The organism is Gemmata sp. (genome assembly GCF_051859125.1).
Classification (GTDB): Bacteria; Planctomycetota; Planctomycetia; order Gemmatales; family Gemmataceae; genus Gemmata.
This window is the reverse complement of record NZ_JBHYGG010000299.1, coordinates 16518-35041: the sequence shown is the minus strand read 5'-3', so window position 1 is coordinate 35041 and position 18524 is coordinate 16518. Positions and strand designations below refer to the sequence as shown.

The 18524-nt window shown below is 69.5% G+C and carries 16 protein-coding genes; 10 read left to right on the top strand and 6 right to left on the bottom strand.

Features of this window, described 5'->3' with window-relative positions; translation table 11 throughout:
* Window positions 1-75: 75 nt before the first annotated feature.
* The 3 genes from ACTIGN_RS31985 to ACTIGN_RS31975 are packed head-to-tail and all read right to left on the bottom strand — an operon-like array spanning window position 76 to window position 2072.
* The gene (locus tag ACTIGN_RS31985) at window positions 76-738 is read right to left on the bottom strand and encodes a hypothetical protein (protein ID WP_439631622.1); all 663 of its coding nucleotides are present in this window, start codon (window positions 736-738) and stop codon (window positions 76-78) included.
* Window positions 735-1400, bottom strand: a complete 666-nt coding sequence (locus ACTIGN_RS31980; protein ID WP_439631620.1) for a Uma2 family endonuclease — start codon at window positions 1398-1400, stop codon at window positions 735-737. Before ACTIGN_RS31980 ends, ACTIGN_RS31985 begins: the two co-directional genes overlap by 4 nt.
* Window positions 1401-1451: 51 nt before the next feature.
* Window positions 1452-2072, bottom strand: a complete 621-nt coding sequence (locus tag ACTIGN_RS31975) for a hypothetical protein (RefSeq protein ID WP_439631618.1) — start codon at window positions 2070-2072, stop codon at window positions 1452-1454.
* A gap of 139 nt (window positions 2073-2211) precedes the next feature.
* On the opposite strand from ACTIGN_RS31975, the gene ftsY reads away from it, so the two are divergent.
* The 8 genes from ftsY (at window position 2212) to ACTIGN_RS31935 (ending at window position 14076) form a co-directional block, all read left to right on the top strand.
* On the top strand, window positions 2212-3126 hold the full coding sequence (gene ftsY / locus ACTIGN_RS31970; protein WP_439631616.1) for a signal recognition particle-docking protein FtsY: 915 nt from the start codon (window positions 2212-2214) through the stop codon (window positions 3124-3126).
* 329 nt (window positions 3127-3455) lie between these two features.
* Window positions 3456-5165 carry a long-chain-fatty-acid--CoA ligase gene (locus ACTIGN_RS31965; protein ID WP_439631614.1) on the top strand — a complete coding sequence of 570 codons (1710 nt, stop codon included), beginning with the start codon at window positions 3456-3458 and terminating at the stop codon, window positions 5163-5165.
* A 68-nt stretch (window positions 5166-5233) separates the two neighbouring features.
* Entirely contained in the window at window positions 5234-6526 is a 1293-nt protein-coding gene (locus tag ACTIGN_RS31960; RefSeq protein WP_439631612.1) for a thiolase family protein, read from the top strand.
* 79 nt (window positions 6527-6605) lie between these two features.
* The gene (locus tag ACTIGN_RS31955) at window positions 6606-8762 is read left to right on the top strand and encodes a 3-hydroxyacyl-CoA dehydrogenase NAD-binding domain-containing protein (protein ID WP_439631611.1); all 2157 of its coding nucleotides are present in this window, start codon (window positions 6606-6608) and stop codon (window positions 8760-8762) included.
* Between the two features lie 107 nt (window positions 8763-8869).
* Entirely contained in the window at window positions 8870-10765 is a 1896-nt protein-coding gene (locus ACTIGN_RS31950; RefSeq protein WP_439631609.1) for an acyl-CoA dehydrogenase family protein, read from the top strand.
* Window positions 10766-10938: 173 nt separating this feature from the next.
* Window positions 10939-12318 (top strand): MFS transporter, encoded by a 1380-nt coding sequence (locus ACTIGN_RS31945; RefSeq protein WP_439631607.1) that lies wholly within the window; start codon window positions 10939-10941, stop codon window positions 12316-12318.
* Between the two features lie 181 nt (window positions 12319-12499).
* Window positions 12500-13180 (top strand): hypothetical protein, encoded by a 681-nt coding sequence (locus ACTIGN_RS31940; protein WP_439631605.1) that lies wholly within the window; start codon window positions 12500-12502, stop codon window positions 13178-13180.
* Between the two features lie 53 nt (window positions 13181-13233).
* Window positions 13234-14076: an enoyl-CoA hydratase-related protein gene (locus ACTIGN_RS31935; RefSeq protein WP_439631603.1), complete on the top strand. Its 843-nt coding sequence runs from the start codon at window positions 13234-13236 to the stop codon at window positions 14074-14076.
* Between the two features lie 65 nt (window positions 14077-14141).
* Here the strand turns inward: ACTIGN_RS31935 and ACTIGN_RS31930 are convergent, their stop codons facing one another.
* A complete protein-coding gene (locus tag ACTIGN_RS31930; RefSeq protein ID WP_439631601.1) occupies window positions 14142-15572 on the bottom strand; it encodes a trypsin-like peptidase domain-containing protein in 1431 nt (476 codons plus the stop codon).
* A gap of 299 nt (window positions 15573-15871) precedes the next feature.
* Here ACTIGN_RS31930 and ACTIGN_RS31925 point away from each other — a divergent pair, with 299 nt between their 5' ends.
* Window positions 15872-16198 (top strand): hypothetical protein, encoded by a 327-nt coding sequence (locus ACTIGN_RS31925; RefSeq protein ID WP_439631600.1) that lies wholly within the window; start codon window positions 15872-15874, stop codon window positions 16196-16198.
* A gap of 171 nt (window positions 16199-16369) precedes the next feature.
* Entirely contained in the window at window positions 16370-16684 is a 315-nt protein-coding gene (locus ACTIGN_RS31920; RefSeq protein ID WP_439631598.1) for a hypothetical protein, read from the top strand.
* Window positions 16685-16740: 56 nt separating this feature from the next.
* Here the strand turns inward: ACTIGN_RS31920 and ACTIGN_RS31915 are convergent, their stop codons facing one another.
* Together ACTIGN_RS31915 and ACTIGN_RS31910 are read right to left on the bottom strand one after the other, a co-directional pair.
* On the bottom strand, window positions 16741-17352 hold the full coding sequence (locus ACTIGN_RS31915; RefSeq protein WP_439631596.1) for a precorrin-2 dehydrogenase/sirohydrochlorin ferrochelatase family protein: 612 nt from the start codon (window positions 17350-17352) through the stop codon (window positions 16741-16743).
* A 13-nt stretch (window positions 17353-17365) separates the two neighbouring features.
* Complete coding sequence (locus ACTIGN_RS31910; RefSeq protein WP_439631594.1) at window positions 17366-18484, bottom strand: sigma-54 interaction domain-containing protein; 1119 nt, start codon at window positions 18482-18484, stop codon at window positions 17366-17368.
* Between the last annotated feature and the right edge of the window lie 40 nt (window positions 18485-18524).

Here is an 18524-nt window from a genome sequence, read left to right as displayed (position 1 = left end):
CAGCGCTATCTCCGGAAACTTGCCCCGGTTACAGATTCACCAGACAGAGCCTAGGCGCGGATAACTTGCAGTGGGTCACTTGCGGCGGAAGGTCATCGCCGCTGCTTCCGCGAGCGTCAGGGATTCGCTTTCGACATCCTGACTACTGATCTGGATAAACCCGGTCTCGGTCTTGGTGAAGTACACGAATCCTTCGAGTTGCTTTCCGTCCAGGGGACTGTTCGGCTGGTTATGGATACCGCTCCACCGCGCGTGGGCAAACTTGATCCCGTTGATGGTGCCCGTTTCAACCCGTGTCTGGCTCCACCCCACTTTGCTCTTCCCCATATTGCGAAGGTATTTGAACACCCGCTCCTGCGCCGTCGTCAATTCCGCGCCAGGGTGTTGCGAGACAACCACCATGAGTAGCGGCGCTGTTCCCGACGGCCTCGGGGGCGTCGTCCACGCGACGCCCCGGGCCTCGAGCTCGCTGTCCTTCACGTCTCGTTGCGACGGTGTGTACCCCTTTGGCGGCCGAATCTCGTAACCGCCGACGTCGGCGTAATCGGCGAGTCGATCTTCGTACTCGGGGTTGAGTCGCCAAACCTCCGGGTTCCGGGGTGTGCAGCCGACGATACAGATGAAGCCCAACCCGAGGTAGGCCGACAGATTGAGTGGGAAACGAAAGAGTAGGGGCACTGATTCCTCCACGTCGAAGGGCCCAAGGCTCTGACTTTGTTCGTGACCGAGCGTGGTCACACCGCGTCCGGGTCCACGCCGAGTTCGCGGAGCTTCGCGGCGAGCTTCGCCGCACGGTCCCGTTCCACTGTGGCCTGCCGCTCGGCCGCTTCTTGCTCCGCCACCATCTCGGTCGCCGTCCGAAAGGGGCGGCCGTCTCGTCCGATGATCGTCAATTCACCCGTGTCGAGTACGAACCGGATGCCGAGTCGCGGACTGACGTGCCCGTTCAAGTCGTCGATGCGAACCAGCCGGTCCCCGTCCCGTTTCCAGCCGGCCGCGTGCGACGGGAACTCGGGGTACACGATGTAGTATTCTTCCGCCCCGTGCGTCTGGTAGAACTCGAACTTGTCTTGCATCTGCTCGAAGCGGTTGCCCGGCGACCACACCTCGAACACGACCTGTGGGAACAAGCCTCCCTCTTCCCACACCTTGTAGCTCCCGCGGTCCGCCTTGGGCCGCCCGAACGCGACGTACACGTCCGGTGCCTGACGGGTGCAGACGCTTCCTTGGACCGCGTAGATGAGGTGGTTCCCCGCGACGAACACGTCCGGGTCGTTCCGGTACTGCACGTCGAGGTTCGAGTGCAGGAGCACGATCCAATTGAACTGCCAGGTGTTGTCGGACATGGGGAGTCCGTCGTCGTCGGGGTAGTGGACCGCCGGGGTGGTCGGGGATGCCATAGCCGACACGTCTCGCCTCCTGTACTCACAACTCGTCGGTTCCTCGCACCATTACGCCGCAACTGCGGGTGCCGGCGGCAAGCCGGCCATGTGCGCGAGCAGTCCGAGCAGGCGGTCGGGTTGCTGGATGGTGTACTCCGAGAGGTCGAACGTGAGCTGAGCGCCCACCAAGCGGAGGAACTTCCAGTTGATCCCCGTGGTCACGCAGCCGTAGATCGTCTCGACCGCGTTGCCGGCTCGCAGGTTGAACCGCTGCGCCCCGATCATCGCCGCGATGCACTGCCCGTACCCCTCGGCGATGTTGTCCCGCTTCGCCTCGAAGATCACGACCACCGGGGCCGACACCCGCGGCAGTTGCGGACCCTGCCCGATGAGGAAATCAACGTAGCCAGTTAATTGAGCGGCGGGGTCGGCGGGGAACTCGACGCCCGAGAACAGGTTGATCCGCCCGCCTCCGCGGCCCCACAGTTCACTCAGCACGGGAGCGACGAGCAACTCCGAGCGTGCCTTCTCAGTGTTGATGAGGTTCGCGAGCGTCAGGTTCATCCCGAGAAACGACCGGAGCGCGGCGCTGGCCGGAATCTCTTGCACGCCCACAAACAGGTCCGCGCTTCCTTCGGTCAGCCCGAACTGGATCGCGACATCGGGATACGGGAAGTCTTTGTACGACACTGCGAATCTCCTCTCGGGGCCACCGCTACTATACCGCACGCCTTCCCGTTCGCGAATGGGCCGGCGATGGGACGGTGCGGGCGCGTCCGTACAATGTCTGAATCGCGCTCTCGCGCACGCACCACGGGGGACTGGGTCCATGCTCGGCAGGCTGTTCAGCAAGATCAAGTCGGGGCTCGCCAAGACCAAGAACGTCTTCGGCGGCGTTTTCGACCTGCTCCGCGGCAAGGGCCGCGTCGACCAGGCGTTCCTCGACGAACTCGAGAAGCGGCTGTACCTCGCCGACGTCGGCACCCAGGCCACGGGCACCATCGTCGACCGGGTGCGGCAGGGGTTCCGCGACAAGGAGGTGAGCGGCGAGGTCGAGGAGTTCGTCAAGGCGCAGCTCCGCGACCTGCTCGTCACCGAGAACCCCGGCATCACGTGGGCACCGAGCGGGCCGACGGTGATCATGATCGCCGGGGTGAACGGCTCGGGGAAGACCACCAGCATCGCGAAGCTCGCCCAGCGGCTCCAGAGCGACGGCAAGAAGGTCGTGGTCGCGGCGTGCGACACGTTCCGGGCCGCGGCCGTCGAGCAGCTCACCGTGTGGGCCGGCCGCATCGGGTGCGACATCGTCAAGCAGGGGCAGGGGGCGAACCCGTCGGCCGTGGCGTTCGACGCCTGCGAGAAGGCGAAGGCCCGCGGGTTCGACGTGCTCATCGTGGACACCGCCGGCCGGCTCCACACGCAGACGCACCTGATGAAGGAACTGGAGAAGATCCACGGCGTCGTCGCGAAGCAGGTGCCCGGCGCGCCGCACGAGGTGCTGCTGGTGCTCGACGCGACGACCGGCCAGAACGCGCTGATGCAGGCCGAGCAGTTCTCGAAGTCGGTGAAGTGTACCGGGATCATCCTCTCGAAGCTCGACGGCACCGCGAAGGGCGGGGCGGTGTTCGCGATCAAGCAGAAGCTCGGGCTCCCGGTGAAGTTCGTCGGCCTCGGCGAGCAGATCGAGGACATGGAGCCGTTCGACGCCGACGCCTTCGTCACCGAGCTGTTCGAGAAGGGCTAGCGGAGTTTCGAGTTGCGCGTTTCACGCTTCGAGTTGTCGGGTGGCTGCGGGGCCAGCACCGGAACTTGACACCTCGCGCTCGCAACTCGAAATCCGATCATGCGGGTCCGGTTGTACCGCCTGCCGAAACTCGTCGGGCGGCGCGACCGGACTCTTCCCCCATTGATTTCGGTCCGCGGGGGGTCGAATAATGCCTCGTCGAACCGCTTCAGGCCGCTGTTTGCAGTTCCACTTCTACTGCTGAGCCAGAACCGCCCATCTGGATCGAACGTTTCGCAGCGGTCGCCCTGTTCCCTGCCGTCGGCTCTCCCCCGACGAAGGGGGTCCTCATGGTCGCCGTCGTCCAGGATCACCGCTCCGGGCACCCGTGGGTTTCGCACTACCCGCAGGGCGTACCGACGCACCTCGACTACCCCGACGAGCCGGTCCACTGGCTCCTCGAACGGGCCGCCGCCCGCACCCCGGACCGGGTCGCGTGCCAGTTCTTCCGGCAGGCGCTGACCTACGCCGAACTGCTCGACCGCAGCCGCCGGTTCGCCGCGGCGCTCAAGAAGCGCGGGCTCCGGGCCGGCGACCGCGTCGGCATCGTGCTCCCGAACACGCCCGAGTACCTCGTCGCGCTGTTCGGCACGTGGATGGCCGGCGGCGTCACGGTGCCGCTGAACCCGCTCATGGTCCCCGACGAGCTGGCGGAGGTGGTCCGCTCGACCGGGTGCCGGTACCTCGTGTCGCTCGACCTGCTCCTCCCACTCATCGGCTCGGCCGACAACGGTCAGCTCGACGCCGTGTACGTCACCAGCCTGGGGGACCGCCTGCCGTGGTTCAGCCGGCAGCTCTACCGGTTCGCCCGGCTGCACCGCCTCGGGGTGCGGGGCGGCCGCGTCCCGGGCGTCGCGGTGGACCTCGACGAGGCGCTCGCGAACGCCCCCGACTTCGTGGCCGACCGCGTGCCGCCCGGAGCGTTCGCGAACATCATGCCCAGCGGCGGCACGACCGGCACGCCGAAGTCGGTGCTGCTGACGCACCGGAACCTCGTGTCGAACGCCTGGCAGGTGCTCCACTGGAACGGCCGCCGCGTGGGCGAGGACGTGGTCCTCGCGGTGCTCCCGTTCTTCCACAGCTACGGCCTCACGGCGTGCGCCCTGTGCGGCGTCGCGATGAGCGCCACGCTGGTCCTGCACCACCGGTTCAAGGCCGACGCGGTGCTGCGGCTCATCGAGCAGTGGCGGCCGACGCTGGTGCCCGCGGTGCCGGCGATGCTCGCCGCGTTCAACGCGGCGCTGGTCCGCCGCCGGTACGACCTCGGCGCGATCCGCTCGGTGATGTCCGGCGGCGCGCCGCTGAGCCCCGACGTCGCCGCCGAGTTCTCCGAGCGGAGCGGGGCGGTCGTGGTGGAGGGGTACGGGCTCTCCGAGGCCAGCCCGGTGACGCACGCCGGCCCGCTCGACGGCACCGCCCGGCCCGGCACCATCGGCCTGCCGATGCCCGACACCGAGGCGATGATCGTGGACGCGACCACCGGCGTCGGCCCGCTCCCGTTCGGCGCGGTGGGCGAACTCGTGGTCCGCGGCCCGCAGGTGATGGCCGGGTACTGGAACGACCCCGAGGCGACCGCCCAGGCGCTCCGCAACGGGTGGCTCTACACCGGCGACCTCGCGACGTGCGACGCCGACGGGTTCTTCAAGATCGTTGACCGCAAGAAGGACCTCATCATCACCTCCGGGGTGAACGTGTACCCGACCGACGTGGAGCACGTCCTCCGCGGGTGCCCGCAGGTCGCGGACGTCGCGGTCCTCGGCGTGCCGGACAAGCAGCGCGGCGAGTTGGTGAAGGCGGTCGTGGTGCCGAAGGACATGCGGGCGTTCAGCCGCCGAGCATTCGACGACTTCGTCCGCCAGCACCTCGAGGTCCACAAGCGACCGCGGGTCGTCGAGGTCGTCGCCGGCCAGCTCCCCCGCACGATGCTCGGAAAGGTGCTCCGCCGCGCCCTCCGCGACCAGCCGCCCCAGGCGAGCGGGGGACGTGAGTCCCCCGGTTGATGAGTGTGTTTCCGGGGGGCTCACGTCCCTGCTCGCCAGGAGATTCAAGACACCAGAGGTGACCCATCATGACCGCTACTCTCCCGCCGCTCGCCGTTCTCGCCGGGGTCCGCACGCCGTTCGCCAAGGCGTTCGGCGCGCTCGCGAACGTCCCCGCCGACCGGCTCGGTCAGGTCGCCGTCGAGGGCGTGCTGGCCCGCGCCAACCTGCGGCCGACTGATGTCGGAGAGGTCGTGTTCGGCAACGTCGCCGGGCAGCCGGACGCCTCGAACATCGGCCGCGTCATCGCGCTGCGCAGCGGCGTCCCGCACGACCGCGTCGCGCACACCGTGAACCGCAACTGCGCCTCGGGGATGGAGTCGGTGTTCGCGGCGTGGCAGGCGCTCAACGAGGGCCGCACGGACCTGATCGTCGCCGGCGGCACCGAGTCGATGTCGAACGTCCCGCTGCTGTGGAACAACAAGGCCCGCGACTTCTTCATGGACTGGCGCAGGGCCGGGCTCGGCGGCAAGGCCTCGATGCTCCTGCGGCGGTTCCGGCCGGCGCTGCTGAAGCCGGTCGCGGCGCTCGAACTCGGCCTCGGCGACCCGACGTGCGGCCTGAACATGGGCCAGACCGCCGAGGTGCTCGCCAAGGAGTTCGCCATCCCGCGGCAGGCGCAGGACGAGTTCGCGGTGACGAGCCACCAGCGGGCGGTCGCCGCGTGGAAGCGCGGGTTCTTCGCGGACGAGGTCGTGCCAGTGCCCGCCGCGTTCACGAAGGGCGAGGGGGTCGCGACGGACACCGGCCCGCGGCCCGGCCAGTCGCTCGACGCGCTGGCGAAGCTGAAGCCGATCTTCGACCGCAAGGGCGGCTCCGTGACGGCCGGCAACAGTTGCCCGATTACCGACGGCGCGGCGGCCCTCGTGGTGACGCACGCCGACAAGCTCGCCGGCCGCGAACCGCTCGGCACCATCCGGGGGTACGCCCTCGCGGGGTGCGATCCCAAGCGCATGGGCCTCGGCCCGGTGTTCGCGGTCCACAAGCTGCTGCGGCAGACCGGCGCGACGCTCGCCGACTTCGACCTGATCGAGATCAACGAGGCGTTCGCGGTGCAGGTACTCGCGTGCAAGCAAGCGATGGCCTCGGCCGAGTTCGCCCGCCGCGAGTTGAACGACGACAAGCCCGTCGGCGACCTCGACCTGAGCAAGGTGAACGTGAACGGCGGCGCGATCGCGCTGGGCCACCCGGTCGGCACGTCGGGCACCCGGCTGATCCTCACGCTGATGCGGGCGCTCCGCGATCGGGGGCTGAAGCGCGGGTTAGCGGCGCTGTGCGTCGGCGGCGGCCAGGGGGCCGCGGTGTGGGTGGAAACACCTTGAAGTGAGGAGTGCGGACTGAACGACGCGTCTTCGACTCCCCATTACGAGTTCCGCATTCCGCATTCGGAAGAGGATCACCATGACGGATCACCTGAAGCACCTGCGGATCGAGCGCGACGCCCGCGGCGTGGCCACGGTCACCTTCGACGTGCAGGGCGCGCCGTTCAACGTCTTCAACGACGAGGTCATCGGCGAACTCCGCGCGGTGATTGACGCGCTGGAGCGCGACCCGCCGCGGGTCGTCGTGTTCCGGAGCGGCAAGCCGTCGGGGTTCTTCGCCGGGGCCGACGTGAACCGCATCCAGCAGCTCGAACACGCCGACGAGGTGCGGGCCGTCGTCGACGCGGGCCACTCGACGTTCGCGCGCCTCGAGCGGCTCCCGTGCCCGACGGTCGCGGTGATCCACGGGCCGTGCCTCGGCGGCGGCCTGGAGTTCGCGCTCGCGTGCCGGCACCGCGTCGCCCGCGACGACGCCGCGACCAAGCTCGGCCTGCCCGAGACGAGCCTCGGCCTGATCCCGGGGTGGGGCGGCACGCAGCGGCTCCCGCGGCTCGTCGGGCTGCGGCAGGCGCTCAAGATGATCCTCGAAGGCGCGAACCTCAGCGCCTCGAAGGCCGCCGCGATCGGTCTGGTCGATGTCGCCGCACCCGCCGAATCGTTCGACGCCGCGGTGAGCCAGTTCATCGACGACCGTCTGAACGGCCGCTCGGCCCGCCACCCGACGCGGAAGCTGCTCGACACGCTGCTCGACGCGACCGCACCCGGCCGCGCGGTCGTGTTCGCGGCGGCCCGAAAGAAGCTCGCGAAGAAGGCCCGCGACTACCCGGCGCTGCCCGCGGCGCTGCGGGCAATCGAGGCCGGCTACCGCAGCCCCGGGGCCGCGGGCTACCACGCCGAGCGCGAGGGGTTCGTGAGCGTCGTGTTCTCGCCCGTGGCGAGGAGCCTCATCGGGCTGTTCTTCCAGCGCGAGAAGGCCCGCAAGCCGTCGACGTGGGTCCGCGGCACCAAGCCGGCCACCGTGAAGAGGGCCGCGGTCGTCGGGGCCGGCACGATGGGCGCGGGGATCGCGCAGCTCCTCGCGTTCAACGGCGTGCCGGTGGCACTGAAGGACATCAGCGAGGAAATCGTCGCGGGCGGGATGAAGAAGGTCGCGGCGCTCACGGCCACGGCCTCAAGCAAGGGGCTGCTCACGCGAGAAGCCGCCGACGATCTCGTCCGGCGCGTCACGCCGACCACGGAGTGGGGACCGCTCGCGGGGTGCGACCTCGTCATCGAGGCGGTCGTCGAGCGCGAGGACGTCAAGCGCACCGTGTTCCGCGAACTCGCCGAGAAGCTCGGGCCGCGGGCCGTGCTCGCGTCGAACACGTCGGCGCTGTCGGTGTCGCGGATCGCGGGCGCCACGCCCCACCCCGAGCGCGTCGCGGGCCTGCACTTCTTCAACCCGGTCCACCGGATGCAGTTGGTCGAAGTGGTCCGCGGCCGCGACACCGGCGACGCGACTGTCGCGACGCTGGTCGAACTGGTCCGCAAGCTCGGGAAGGTGCCGGTCGTCGTCGCCGACAGCCCGGGGTTCCTCGTGAACCGCACGCTGTTCCCGTACCTCGACGAGGCGGTGCGGCTCGTGCTCGAAGGCGTCTCCGGCGAAGAGGTCGACCGCGCCGCGGTGCGGTTCGGGATGCCAATGGGGCCGCTCGAACTGCTCGACCAGATCGGCGTGGACATCGCGGCCGACGTGTCGAAGACGTTCGCGGCGCTCACCAGCGACCCCGGCCCGGTGCCGGCGCGGTTCGCCGAGATGGTCGCGGCCGGCGCGCTCGGCAAGAAGGCGGGCCGCGGGTTCTACACGTACGACGGCGACCGCCGCGGTAAGCCGACCGAGTGGGCCACGCCGCGGCGCGCCCGCAGGCCCGAAGGGGCGGCCGCGGGCGAGTTGTCCGAAGTTCAGAAGCGATTGGTCTACCCGATGATCAACGAGGCCGCGAAGTGCCTCGGGGCCGGCGTCGTCGCGGAGGCGTGGGCGGCCGACCTGGCGATGGTGCTGGGCACCGGGTTCGCGCCGTTCCGCGGCGGCCCGCTCCGCACCGCCGATTCGCTCGGCGTCGCAAGAGTCGTGCGCGAACTCGACGAACTGCGTGCCGCGCACGGCCCGCGGTTCGAGCCGGCGGAACTGTTGCGGCACACAGCCCGCGAGGGCCACGGGTTCTACGCGGACACGCGAGCCCTCGCGCACGTTTAACGAATCGATTTCATTGGCGAGCCGGGAGCGTCAGCGACCGGAGTTCTTGTTGAACGCAAACTCCCGTCGCTGACGCTCCCGGCTCGCCACAACACCGAGGTTCACCCATGAGCACCGACGTTCGCTCTCCGTCCTTCGCGGAGGAAGCCCTTCGCCTCGGCGGGAAGGGGGCCGAGGAGGTCCGCCGCATGGGCGCGGTGGACACGGCCGACGACCAAGTCGAGGAGCTGTTCGCGGCCCGGCACCGCACGACCGCGAGCCCCGTTCACCGCGCCGTGTGGGACGCCGAGGTGTCGCCCGACCAGTGGGCCGCGCCCGTGCCGGTCGTGTCGCCCGAGGCCGAGCAGGCGATGAAGAACTCGCTCAACGTCGTGCGGCAGCACCTCGTGGACGGGACGTTCCTCGACGGCGAGGGGAAGATCGCCGAGGGCGTGCTCGCGGAACTCGGCGTCGCCGGGTACTGGGGGCTTCTCGTCGAGACGAAGTACGGCGGGTCGGGCGTGCCGTTCGCCCGGTTCGCGAAGTTCATCACCGAGATGGCGCTGCTCGACCCGACGGTCGCCGGCCTCGCGTCGGTCCACGGGTGCATCGGGGCGGTGGACCCGGTCCAGACGTTCGGCACCGAGGAGCAGAAGCGGCGGTGGCTCCCCGAACTGGCGAGCGGCCGGCGGCTCTCGGCGTTCGCGCTCACCGAGCCGGGGGCCGGGTCCGATCTCACGGCGCTGCGCACGGTCGCGGTGCGGGACGGCGACGAGTTCGTCGTCACCGGCGAGAAGCTGTTCATCACCAACGTGCGGCCGGGCCGCACCATCGGGCTCGTGTGCCTCATCGACGGCAAGCCCGCGGTGCTGGTGGTCGACCTGCCCGACACCGAGACGCCCGAGTTCCGCCTGAAGAACTACGGGCTGTACGCGCTGAAGCAGTGCCACAACCACGGCATCGTGTTCGACGGGTTCCGCGTGCCCGCCGGGAACCTGCTGGTCCCGCACGACGGCGACGGCCTCACGATCGCGTACCACGGGCTGAACCGCGGCCGGGTCGCACTGTGCGCGAACGCCGCCGGGGCGATGCGGAAGATGATGGCCGACATGGTCCCGTGGGCGAAGTTCCGGGTCACCTACGGCGAGCCGATCGCGAAGCGCGAACTCGTGCGGCGGCGGCTCGGGCACCTCGCCGGGCTGATCGTGGCGTGCGACGCGCTGACCGAGTGGTGCGCCGCGCTGCTCGACGCCGGCTACCGCGGGGAGATGGAGTGCATCATCGCGAAGATCTTCGGCAGCGAGGCGCAGAAAGAGGCCGCGATCGAGTTGCACATGAAGACGCACGGGGGCCGGGCGTTCCTGCACGGGCACCTGTTCGGCGACAACGTCCACGAGTTACTCGCCCCGTGCATCTACGAGGGCGAGGGCGAGATGCTCGGCATGGCGTTCTTCAAGTCGCTCGTGAAGCAGCACGGGCGGGAGTTCTTCGAGCCCATCGGCAAGGTGCTCGCGGCGAACAAGATCCGCACGCCGAACCTGATGAACCCGTCGCACCTGTGGAAGCTCAAGGGGCCGATGGTTCAGTACGCGAAGTGGATGGCGGGGCAGGCGCTCCGCCGCGGCCACGCGGCACTGCCGGACCTGCCGCGGAACTTCCGCTCGCACGCCGAGTTCGCGGCGCACCAGCTCCGCGGGATGGCGAACGAGATCTCGGCGACGATGCGGAAGCACCAGTTGAAGCTCGCCGACCGGCAGTCCCGCATGTCGGAGCTGTCGAGCCGGGTGCAGTCGCTGGTCGTGATCCTGGCCACGGCCATCTACGCCGGCCGGCAGACCGACGAACTCACCCGCAAGGCGGCCGACGGCATCTGCCGCACGCTGACCCGCCAGTTCCTCGGCACGCGGCCGACCGACGGCGACCTCCGCGACCTGAGCGAGCTGGGCTCGGCCATCGCCGAGGGGAAGGGCGACTTCACCGCGGGCATCGACCCGCAGCCGATCCTGATGCCGTACCGCTCGTAACCGGTACCGTCCCGCACCCAGAGACCCGTCGGCCCAGGCCCGCCCCCTGGCCGGCGGGTCTCGTGCGTCCTCCCCTTCCGGCCGGCCGAAAACCTCACCGCCCCGTTGCCGCGCCGCGCGTGCGGGCTTAAATTCGGGAACACTCGCTTCCCGAACCCGCTCACGGAGCCCTCATGGCCGCGGACGCCGCGCTGAGTACGCCGCAGGAGACCGCCCTGCGCCGCAAGTTGTGCCTGATGATGTTCCTCCAGATCTTCATCTGGGGGGCGTGGTTCGAACTCGGGTTCGACTACATCCCGAGCCTCGGGTTCGCGGGCTGGCAGAACGCGCTGATCTTCGGGGCGTTCAACATCGGGGCGCTGGTGGCGCTGTTCTTCAGCACCCAGTTCGCGGACCGCAGGTTCGCGGCCGAGAAGTTCCTGGGCGTGAGCCACGTGATCGGCGGCGCGGCGATTCTGGCGCTGTTCTTCATCCGCCCGGCCCCGGCCGACCCGACCGACAAGGCCGCGGTGCTGGCGGCCGCCGACGCGGTGTTCTGGCCCTTCTTCCTGCTCATGCTGCTGCACTGCGTCTTCTACGTGCCGACGGTTTCGATCGCGAACTCGATCGCGTTCGCGAACCTGAAGAACCCGGCCCGCGAGTTCGGCCCGGTCCGCGTGTGGGGCACGGTCGGGTGGATCGTCGCGTCGTGGCCGTTCATCTTCATCCTGGTCGACTGGGCGAAGGTGCCGGCGCTGTCCGAGGTCGGGTTCGTGGACTGGGTCGGCAAGGCGCTGGGCACCTCGAAGGAGGGGGCCGCGGCGTCGGAGGCGCAGCGGTACATCTTCGTAGTGGCCGGGGCCGCGTCGTTCGTGCTCGCGGCGATCAGCCCGCTGCTCCCTCACACGCCCCCCAAGCCGGCCGCCGGCGGCGACTCGTTCGCGTGGCTCAAGGCCGCCCGGTTCCTCAAGAACCCGTTCATCGCGGTGCTGTTCCTGGTCACGTTCATCGACGCCGCGGTCCACCAGAGCTTCTTCTACTGGACCGCGTCGTTCCTCAAGAGCCCCGAGGTGGGCATCCCCGCGAACTGGGTGCTGCCGGTCATGAAGATCGGCCAGATCGCCGAGATCCTCACGATGCTCGTCCTCGGCTACGTGCTCAGGACGTTCGGCTGGCGGCTGACGATGATCGTCGGCGTGCTCGGGCACTCGGCGCGGTTCGCGGTGTTCGCGTTCTACCCCGAGAAGGAGGCCGCGATCCTCATCAACGCCCTCCACGGCGTGTGCTACGCGTTCTTCTTCGCGACCGTGTACATCTTCGTGGACGAGTTCTTCCCGAAGGACACCCGGAGCAGCGCGCAGGGGCTGTTCAACGCGCTCATCATCGGGGTCGGGCCGTTCGTGGCGAACCTCGTGTGCGGGCAACTCGGCGAGACGTACAAGGTCGGCGACAAGCTGAACTACTCGGCGATCTTCCAGGTCTCGATGTACGCCGGGCTGGCGGCCGCCGTGATCCTCGCGCTGTTCTTCCACCCGCCGAAGTCGGCCCCGAGCGAGACGCCGCCGGCGGCGTGACCGGCACCACCGGCCGAACCGCTCCGACCGTTGCGACGCCCCGCACAACGCGGGGCGTCCTGCTTTACCGGCGGTACCGCCTCTGTCGCGATCCCTCCGCGACGGGCACGGCTTTCGCGTGTTCCCGACAATCCCGCGGCCGCGTTGTCGGCTAAGTATTGAACACATCCCGGAGGCCACCATGACGCCGCTCCTCCTCGCCGCCCTCGCACTGAGTTCCGCGCCGCCGCCAGCCGCGCCCGGCGTGGACTGCCAGCCGCGGTACTACTTCACGCTGTTCGCCGGGCAGTCGGTCCCGTTCCGCCCAAGCACGGCACACACGTGGGGCACCTACGCGAAGGTGACGCCCGCGGCCGACGGGCGACTGAGCGTCGAGACCGTGACGATCAGTTGGCTCCCGGAGACCGCCGTGGTCCGGCCGTTCCGCCTGCGGCCCGAGCCCGGGAAGAACTGGTCGCTGGCCGACACGTTCGCGATCATGGCGAGCCACAACTCGCAGGTGTCGCGGTGGGGGCCGTACGAGACCGACGCGGTGCGGTACGAGATGGCCCGCAACCAGGCGGCGTACCTCGAATCAGGGCAGGTGCGGTTCCGCTCGATCGACTCGTTCAACACGAACGAGCACGTGGTGAACTGCGTCCACGCCCTGACCAGCGCCGGCCCGGCGGTGCGGAAGTACATCCAGCCGGTGATCCGCGTCGGCGAACCGGGCACGAGCCGCCTCGCGCGGCTCTACCACCGCGGCGGCGCGTTCCCGACGTACCCCGAGCGGCACGACTGGCTGCTGCCGCTGATCGGGGGCGACGCCTACCCGACGACCCCCCGCGAACCGGGCGAGCGGATCCCCCGTGAGGTGCGCTAACGGGATATAACGCCTACGGGTCGCACCCCGTAGGCTCTTCCCGGTGACGCACCATGTCTGCACTTCAACTCGCCGTCCGGCCCGACGGCGTCGCGGTCCTCACCTTCGACCAACCCGGCAGCAGGGCGAACGTCTTGACGGCCGACCTGTGGGCCGAGTTCGAGGCGGCGCTCGACGCGCTCGTGGCACGCACCGACCTGAAGGGGTTGGTGCTCGCCAGCGCGAAGCCGGGGGTCTTCATCGCCGGGGCCGACCTGAACCTGCTCGCGAACGCGCCAGGGCCGAACGACCCGGCGGTGCGCGGCTTCATCGAGCAGGGCCTGCGGGTGTTGGAGAAGCTCGAAGCGCTCCCGTTCCCGACGTGCGCCGCCATCGACGGCGCGGCCCTCGGCGGCGGATTAGAGGTCGCGATCGCGTGCGACTGCCGCGTCGCTGGCGACAACCCGAAGGTGCGGCTCGGCCTTCCCGAAGTGACGCTCGGACTCATCCCCGGCTGGGGCGGCACGCAGCGATTGCCGCGGATCGTCGGAACGGAGACAGCCGCCGAAATGCTGACGACCGGCCGGCCGCTCGACGCGGCAGTGGCGGCGGCGCGCGGATTGGTGTCGCAGGTGACCACCTCGGCCGAGTTGACTGAGGCGGCTGCTCGGATCACGGCGTCGCCCCACGGGTCAGACGCTCGCGCCCGAAAGCTGGGACCGATTCACGGTGCCGGAGCGCTCGCGCCCTTGGAACGCACCGGGGCCGCGGCGGAGGCGGTGCGGGTGATGGTCGAGGGGGCCGCGCTGCCGCTGAAGCAGGCAATCGCCCTCGAGACCGAGGCGTTCCTGCGGCTCGCCGGATCGGACGAGTCGAAGCGGCTCATCGCCGCGTTCTTCGCGAGCCGGAAGAAGTGATAATGAAAAACCGCCGCCCGGGTGGCGAGACCCGGGCGGCGGCGCGAGGAGAGTCGTGGTGCGGGTCACGGTGAGCCGGTGATCCACCCGTCGCGGAGCTTGCCGTCGCGGGCGAGGTAGAACTTGAGCGGCTGGAACGTCGCGAAGTCCTTGTGGTTCAGCACGAACGTCACGTTGTCGAGGTTCAGCGTCTCCCAGGTGTGCAGGCCGACGAGGATGTCGCCCTTCTGGATGCCGGACGCGGCCCCGATGCTGCCGGCCGCCACGTCGGTGACGAGCAGCCCGCCGTGGAGCTGCGGGTTCGCCTTGGCGACCGCGTCGGCGGCCACCGGCTGGAGCTTCACCCCGAGCCGCTTCCAGGCGAGGTCACCGGCGGCGGTCACCAGGGTGGGGCGGGCGGCCACCCCGACGAAGCTCAGCTCCAGCGCCACCGAGGTCTTGTCGCGGGTCACCTTGAGCGGCACCTTCGCGCCGGCCCCCTTGTCGATCAGGCCGCGTTCGAGGTCGATCGAGGTGACGACGGTAATGTCGTCGATCTGCTCGATCACGTCGCCGGGCTTCACCCCCGCGGCGTCGGCCGGGGAACTCGGCTCGACGCTATCGACCACGAGCGACCGCCGCGTCGGGCTCTCGACGGTCTCGCGGGTCACCGTGTCGCGGGCGACGATGCCGTGCCGCGGGCCGCCGCGGCGCTTGCCGATCAGGTCCGCGGCCCGGCCGATGACGTAGTCGGCGGGCAGGGCGAAGCCGATGTTCTGGGCCCCGGCGCGGATCGCGACGTTGACCCCGACCACCTCGCCCATGATGTTCAGGAGCGGGCCGCCCGAGTTCCCCGGGTTGATCGGGGCCGACGTCTGGATCAGCCCCTTGTAGCCCATGTCCTTGTTGAGCGTGACGTCGCGGCCCTTGAACGACACGCGGCCGTCGGTGATCGAGTGCTCGTACCCGTATGCGTTCCCGATGGCGATGACCGACTCGCCGACCATCAGGTCCGACGACGTGCCGAACGGCACCGTGGGCAAAGGCCGGGCCGGGTCGATCTTGATGATCGCGAGGTCGGCCTCCTTGTCGGTCGTCAGCACCCGGGCGGTGTACCCGGACCCGTCGTGCAGCCGGACCCGGAGCGAGTGGACGTCGTCCACGACGTGGAAGTTGGTGAGCACATACCCGCGGGGGTCGAGGACGATGCCGGTCCCCATGCCGTTGACCCGCTGCGGTTGCACCGGCTGGCGGGTGAACGGGTCGTCGCCCGGGGTGGTGATGGTCCGCTCGCTGTGGATGTTCACCACCCCGGCCTTCACCTTCTCGTACACGTCGACGACCTGGTCCTTCCGCTTGCCGGGGGTGATCTCGCGGTCCGCGGCCGCGACGCTGGTCGCCGGCGTCTGGAAGGCGGGGGTGAAGGTCGCGAGGGCGACGGCGGCCGCGAGGCCGGCCGGGACGACCATGCGGCGGTGTGCCGCGCGGAGCAGAGTGGTGAGCGTGACCGATCGCATGTGGCCCCCGTGCCAGCGGCGGAATCCTTACCGGATGCCCATGAAATCGACCCCCCGGCGGAGTCCCCTGCACGGGGCCGTGCCACGGTTTCGCACATCGTGCCCAGATCACGCACACCTGTGCGGACCGCGCCCGTGGGGCCGGGTGGCGCGGTTGTCCGTCTCGGGCGGGTGTGCGGGGTGTGCCGGTCGTGCGGCCGGTTGTCGCGGGGGCGCGGCCGGCGTAGCGTGACGGTGCCGGACCGACTTGAGCCGAACTAACCGGTTTCGCCCCACCCCCGTTGAAAGCACCCGAGCACATGGCACGAACCGCACGGATGGAGCAGATCGAGGCGATGCTGGCCGACGACCCGGACGACGCCTTCCTGCGGTACGGCCTCGCGATGGAGCACGCCAGCTCCGGCGACGACGGGGCGTGCGTCGAGGTGCTCCGCGACCTGATCGCGCGCACTGCGGCGGCGACGCCCTACGTCCCGGCGTACCTGCAAGCCGGCCAGGCGCTGGTCCGGCTCGACCGCATCACGGAAGCGTGCGACGTGCTGCGGCAGGGCGTGGACGTGGCCCGCCGCGTCGGCGACTCCCACGCACAGGGCGAAATGCAGGGGCTACTGGAGTCGGTTAGCTGACGGGTAGGTGCTGAAATGACTGACTCGGAGTGGCAATCGTCCTCGGACCCTGCGGCGATGATTGGTTGGCTGAGCCGCCGAGGGTACGGAGATGAACTGTGGCAGTTTGCAATCGCGTGCTGCCGTCGGGTTTGGGACACACTCCCTGGCGATGCCTTCCGTCGAGTGGTCATGCACGCCGAGAGGGTCGGCTCCCACGACATTGATGACGTGCTTGGCGATGCATCCCGTGCTCTCGACAAATTGGCGCGCCGCTTTGACAAGACTGAGGACGAGGAGGAGCGGGGGCGGTTGAGTCGACAAATGGGGTACGGTCGCCTGGTACAAGCCTTTGATTACCAGGACAGTGCCGGAGTGGCGGGCTCGATCAGCGACGATCTCCTTGGGTGGGCGGAAGATGAGCCGACTGAGCGGAGGACACAGGCCGATCTCCTCCGCACGTTGGTGCCGGACCCCTCACAACCGGCCTCGCCCGACGACGACTGATCCCTGAGAACGAAGACGCTGTTCACGTGAGTGATCGGTGGCCGGCACTGCCGGCCCTACGGCATGGTCCCTCCGGATACCTCCGCCAGCATCGCGGCCTTCACGGCCTCGGCACCTTCGGCGCGCAGGCGGGCGAGCCACGGCCAGTCGGCGAAGGCGTCGAGGAGTTCGCGGCGGCGGTCGGCGTCGGGAACTTCGGCGAACACCACGATGCGCACTTCGGCCAGCACGCAGAGCCAGTCGGCGAACGCGGCGTCGAACTCGCCTTCGAGCTTTTCGCGGATGCGGCGGGCGAGGGAAGGGGCCGCACCGCCAGTGCCGATTGCAAGCGTCAGGTCGCCGGAGCGCACGACCGACGGCAACGTGAAGTCGCCGGCGGACGGGTCGGACGCCGAGTTCACGAGGATGCCGCGCGAGTGGGCGTCGGCCACGACACGAGCGTTAACCGTTGGCGTGGCACACGCGAAGACCAGGAACGCGCCGGTGAGGTGATCGGGGCGGTACGGTTCGGAGATGAGTTGAGCCGTTCCGGAAGCGGCCCCGACGGGGTCCACGATTCGCACGGCCGCACCGGCGGCACGCGCCGCGGCGGCCTTCCGCGACCCGACGGCCCCGCCGCCGACCACGACCGCGAGCCGGCCGGCGAGGTTCAGCGTCACCGGGAACACGCGGCGGCCCCCATTAGCTCGCGACGGCCTCGGTCGTCGGCGGGTCTTCGGCGGGCGGGGCGGCCGACGACGCCGACGCGGCATCATCGACCTTGTACTGCTCCCACTTCTTGTGCAGCGTGTTGCGGTTGATGCCGAGCCGGTCGGCGGCCTTCACCTGGGTCCGCCCGCACTCCCGCATCACCTCCTCGATGAGCGCCCGCTCCAGACCGTCCACGAGGAACGGGTGGAGCTTCAGCCCCTCGGGCCGCGGGGCGTGCATCCCGGCCTTCACCAGCGCCCGGATCAGCGACGGCACGTCGGTGCCGACGGCCGCGGCTCCCTGGCCCTTGGACGACCGGAGCGCGTACCGGGGCTTGGTGAACCGGAGCAGGTCGGGCGTGATCGGGCCGCCGTCGGCTAGCACGATGAGCCGCTCCAGCGCGTTCTCCAACTCGCGGACGTTCCCGGGCCACTCGTGCGCCTTCAGACCCTCGACCACCGCGGGCGTCAGTTCGGGGACGATGCACTTGTGCTGCTCGCTGTACCGGCGGAGGAAGTACTGCGCTAGCAGCGCGATGTCCTCGCGGCGCTCCCGCAGTGGCGGCAGCACGATCGGGATGACGTTGAGCCGGTAGTAGAGGTCCTCGCGGAAGTCGCCGGAGCCGATCAGGTCCTCAAGCGAGGCGTTCGTTGCCGCGATGACGCGCACGTCGACGCGGATCGTACGGCTCTCGCCGACGCGTTCGAACTCGCGCTCCTGGAGTACCCGCAGGAGCTTCACCTGGAGCTTCGGCGACGTGCTGTTGATCTCGTCGAGGAAGATGCTGCCGCCGTGGGCCGCCTCGAACCGGCCGGTCTTGTTCTCGACGGCCCCGGTGAACGCGCCCTTGATGTGGCCGAACAGTTCGCTTTCGAGCAGGTTCTCGTGCAGCGCGCCACAGTTGACGCGGATGAACGGCCCGTCCGAGCGGCGGCTGAGGCGGTGGACCGCCTTGGCGATGATTTCTTTGCCGGTGCCGGTTTCGCCAATCAGCAGGACGTTCGCTGACCGTGGCGCGGCGAGCCGCACCAATCGATAAACGTCCTGCATGGCCGCGGCCGTGCCTACGATTTCGGGTAGGGGCGGCTCGACATGCTCGATTTTGGGCATCAACCAGTCGCTTCCGGGAGAGGAAGCCATGAATCCGGCC

Bases quoted from the DNA above. Each gene is read 5' to 3' on its own strand.
- ACTIGN_RS31980 (WP_439631620.1), bottom strand. From the start codon at position 1,400: ATGGCATCCCCGACCACCCCGGCGGTCCACTACCCCGACGACGACGGA.
- ftsY (WP_439631616.1), top strand. From the start codon at position 2,212: ATGCTCGGCAGGCTGTTCAGCAAGATCAAGTCGGGGCTCGCCAAGACC.
- ACTIGN_RS31965 (WP_439631614.1), top strand. From the start codon at position 3,456: ATGGTCGCCGTCGTCCAGGATCACCGCTCCGGGCACCCGTGGGTTTCG.
- ACTIGN_RS31960 (WP_439631612.1), top strand. From the start codon at position 5,234: ATGACCGCTACTCTCCCGCCGCTCGCCGTTCTCGCCGGGGTCCGCACG.
- ACTIGN_RS31955 (WP_439631611.1), top strand. From the start codon at position 6,606: ATGACGGATCACCTGAAGCACCTGCGGATCGAGCGCGACGCCCGCGGC.
- ACTIGN_RS31950 (WP_439631609.1), top strand. From the start codon at position 8,870: ATGAGCACCGACGTTCGCTCTCCGTCCTTCGCGGAGGAAGCCCTTCGC.
- ACTIGN_RS31945 (WP_439631607.1), top strand. From the start codon at position 10,939: ATGGCCGCGGACGCCGCGCTGAGTACGCCGCAGGAGACCGCCCTGCGC.
- ACTIGN_RS31940 (WP_439631605.1), top strand. From the start codon at position 12,500: ATGACGCCGCTCCTCCTCGCCGCCCTCGCACTGAGTTCCGCGCCGCCG.
- ACTIGN_RS31935 (WP_439631603.1), top strand. From the start codon at position 13,234: ATGTCTGCACTTCAACTCGCCGTCCGGCCCGACGGCGTCGCGGTCCTC.
- ACTIGN_RS31930 (WP_439631601.1), bottom strand. From the start codon at position 15,572: ATGCGATCGGTCACGCTCACCACTCTGCTCCGCGCGGCACACCGCCGC.
- ACTIGN_RS31925 (WP_439631600.1), top strand. From the start codon at position 15,872: ATGGCACGAACCGCACGGATGGAGCAGATCGAGGCGATGCTGGCCGAC.
- ACTIGN_RS31920 (WP_439631598.1), top strand. From the start codon at position 16,370: ATGCACGCCGAGAGGGTCGGCTCCCACGACATTGATGACGTGCTTGGC.
- ACTIGN_RS31910 (WP_439631594.1), bottom strand. From the start codon at position 18,484: ATGCCCAAAATCGAGCATGTCGAGCCGCCCCTACCCGAAATCGTAGGC.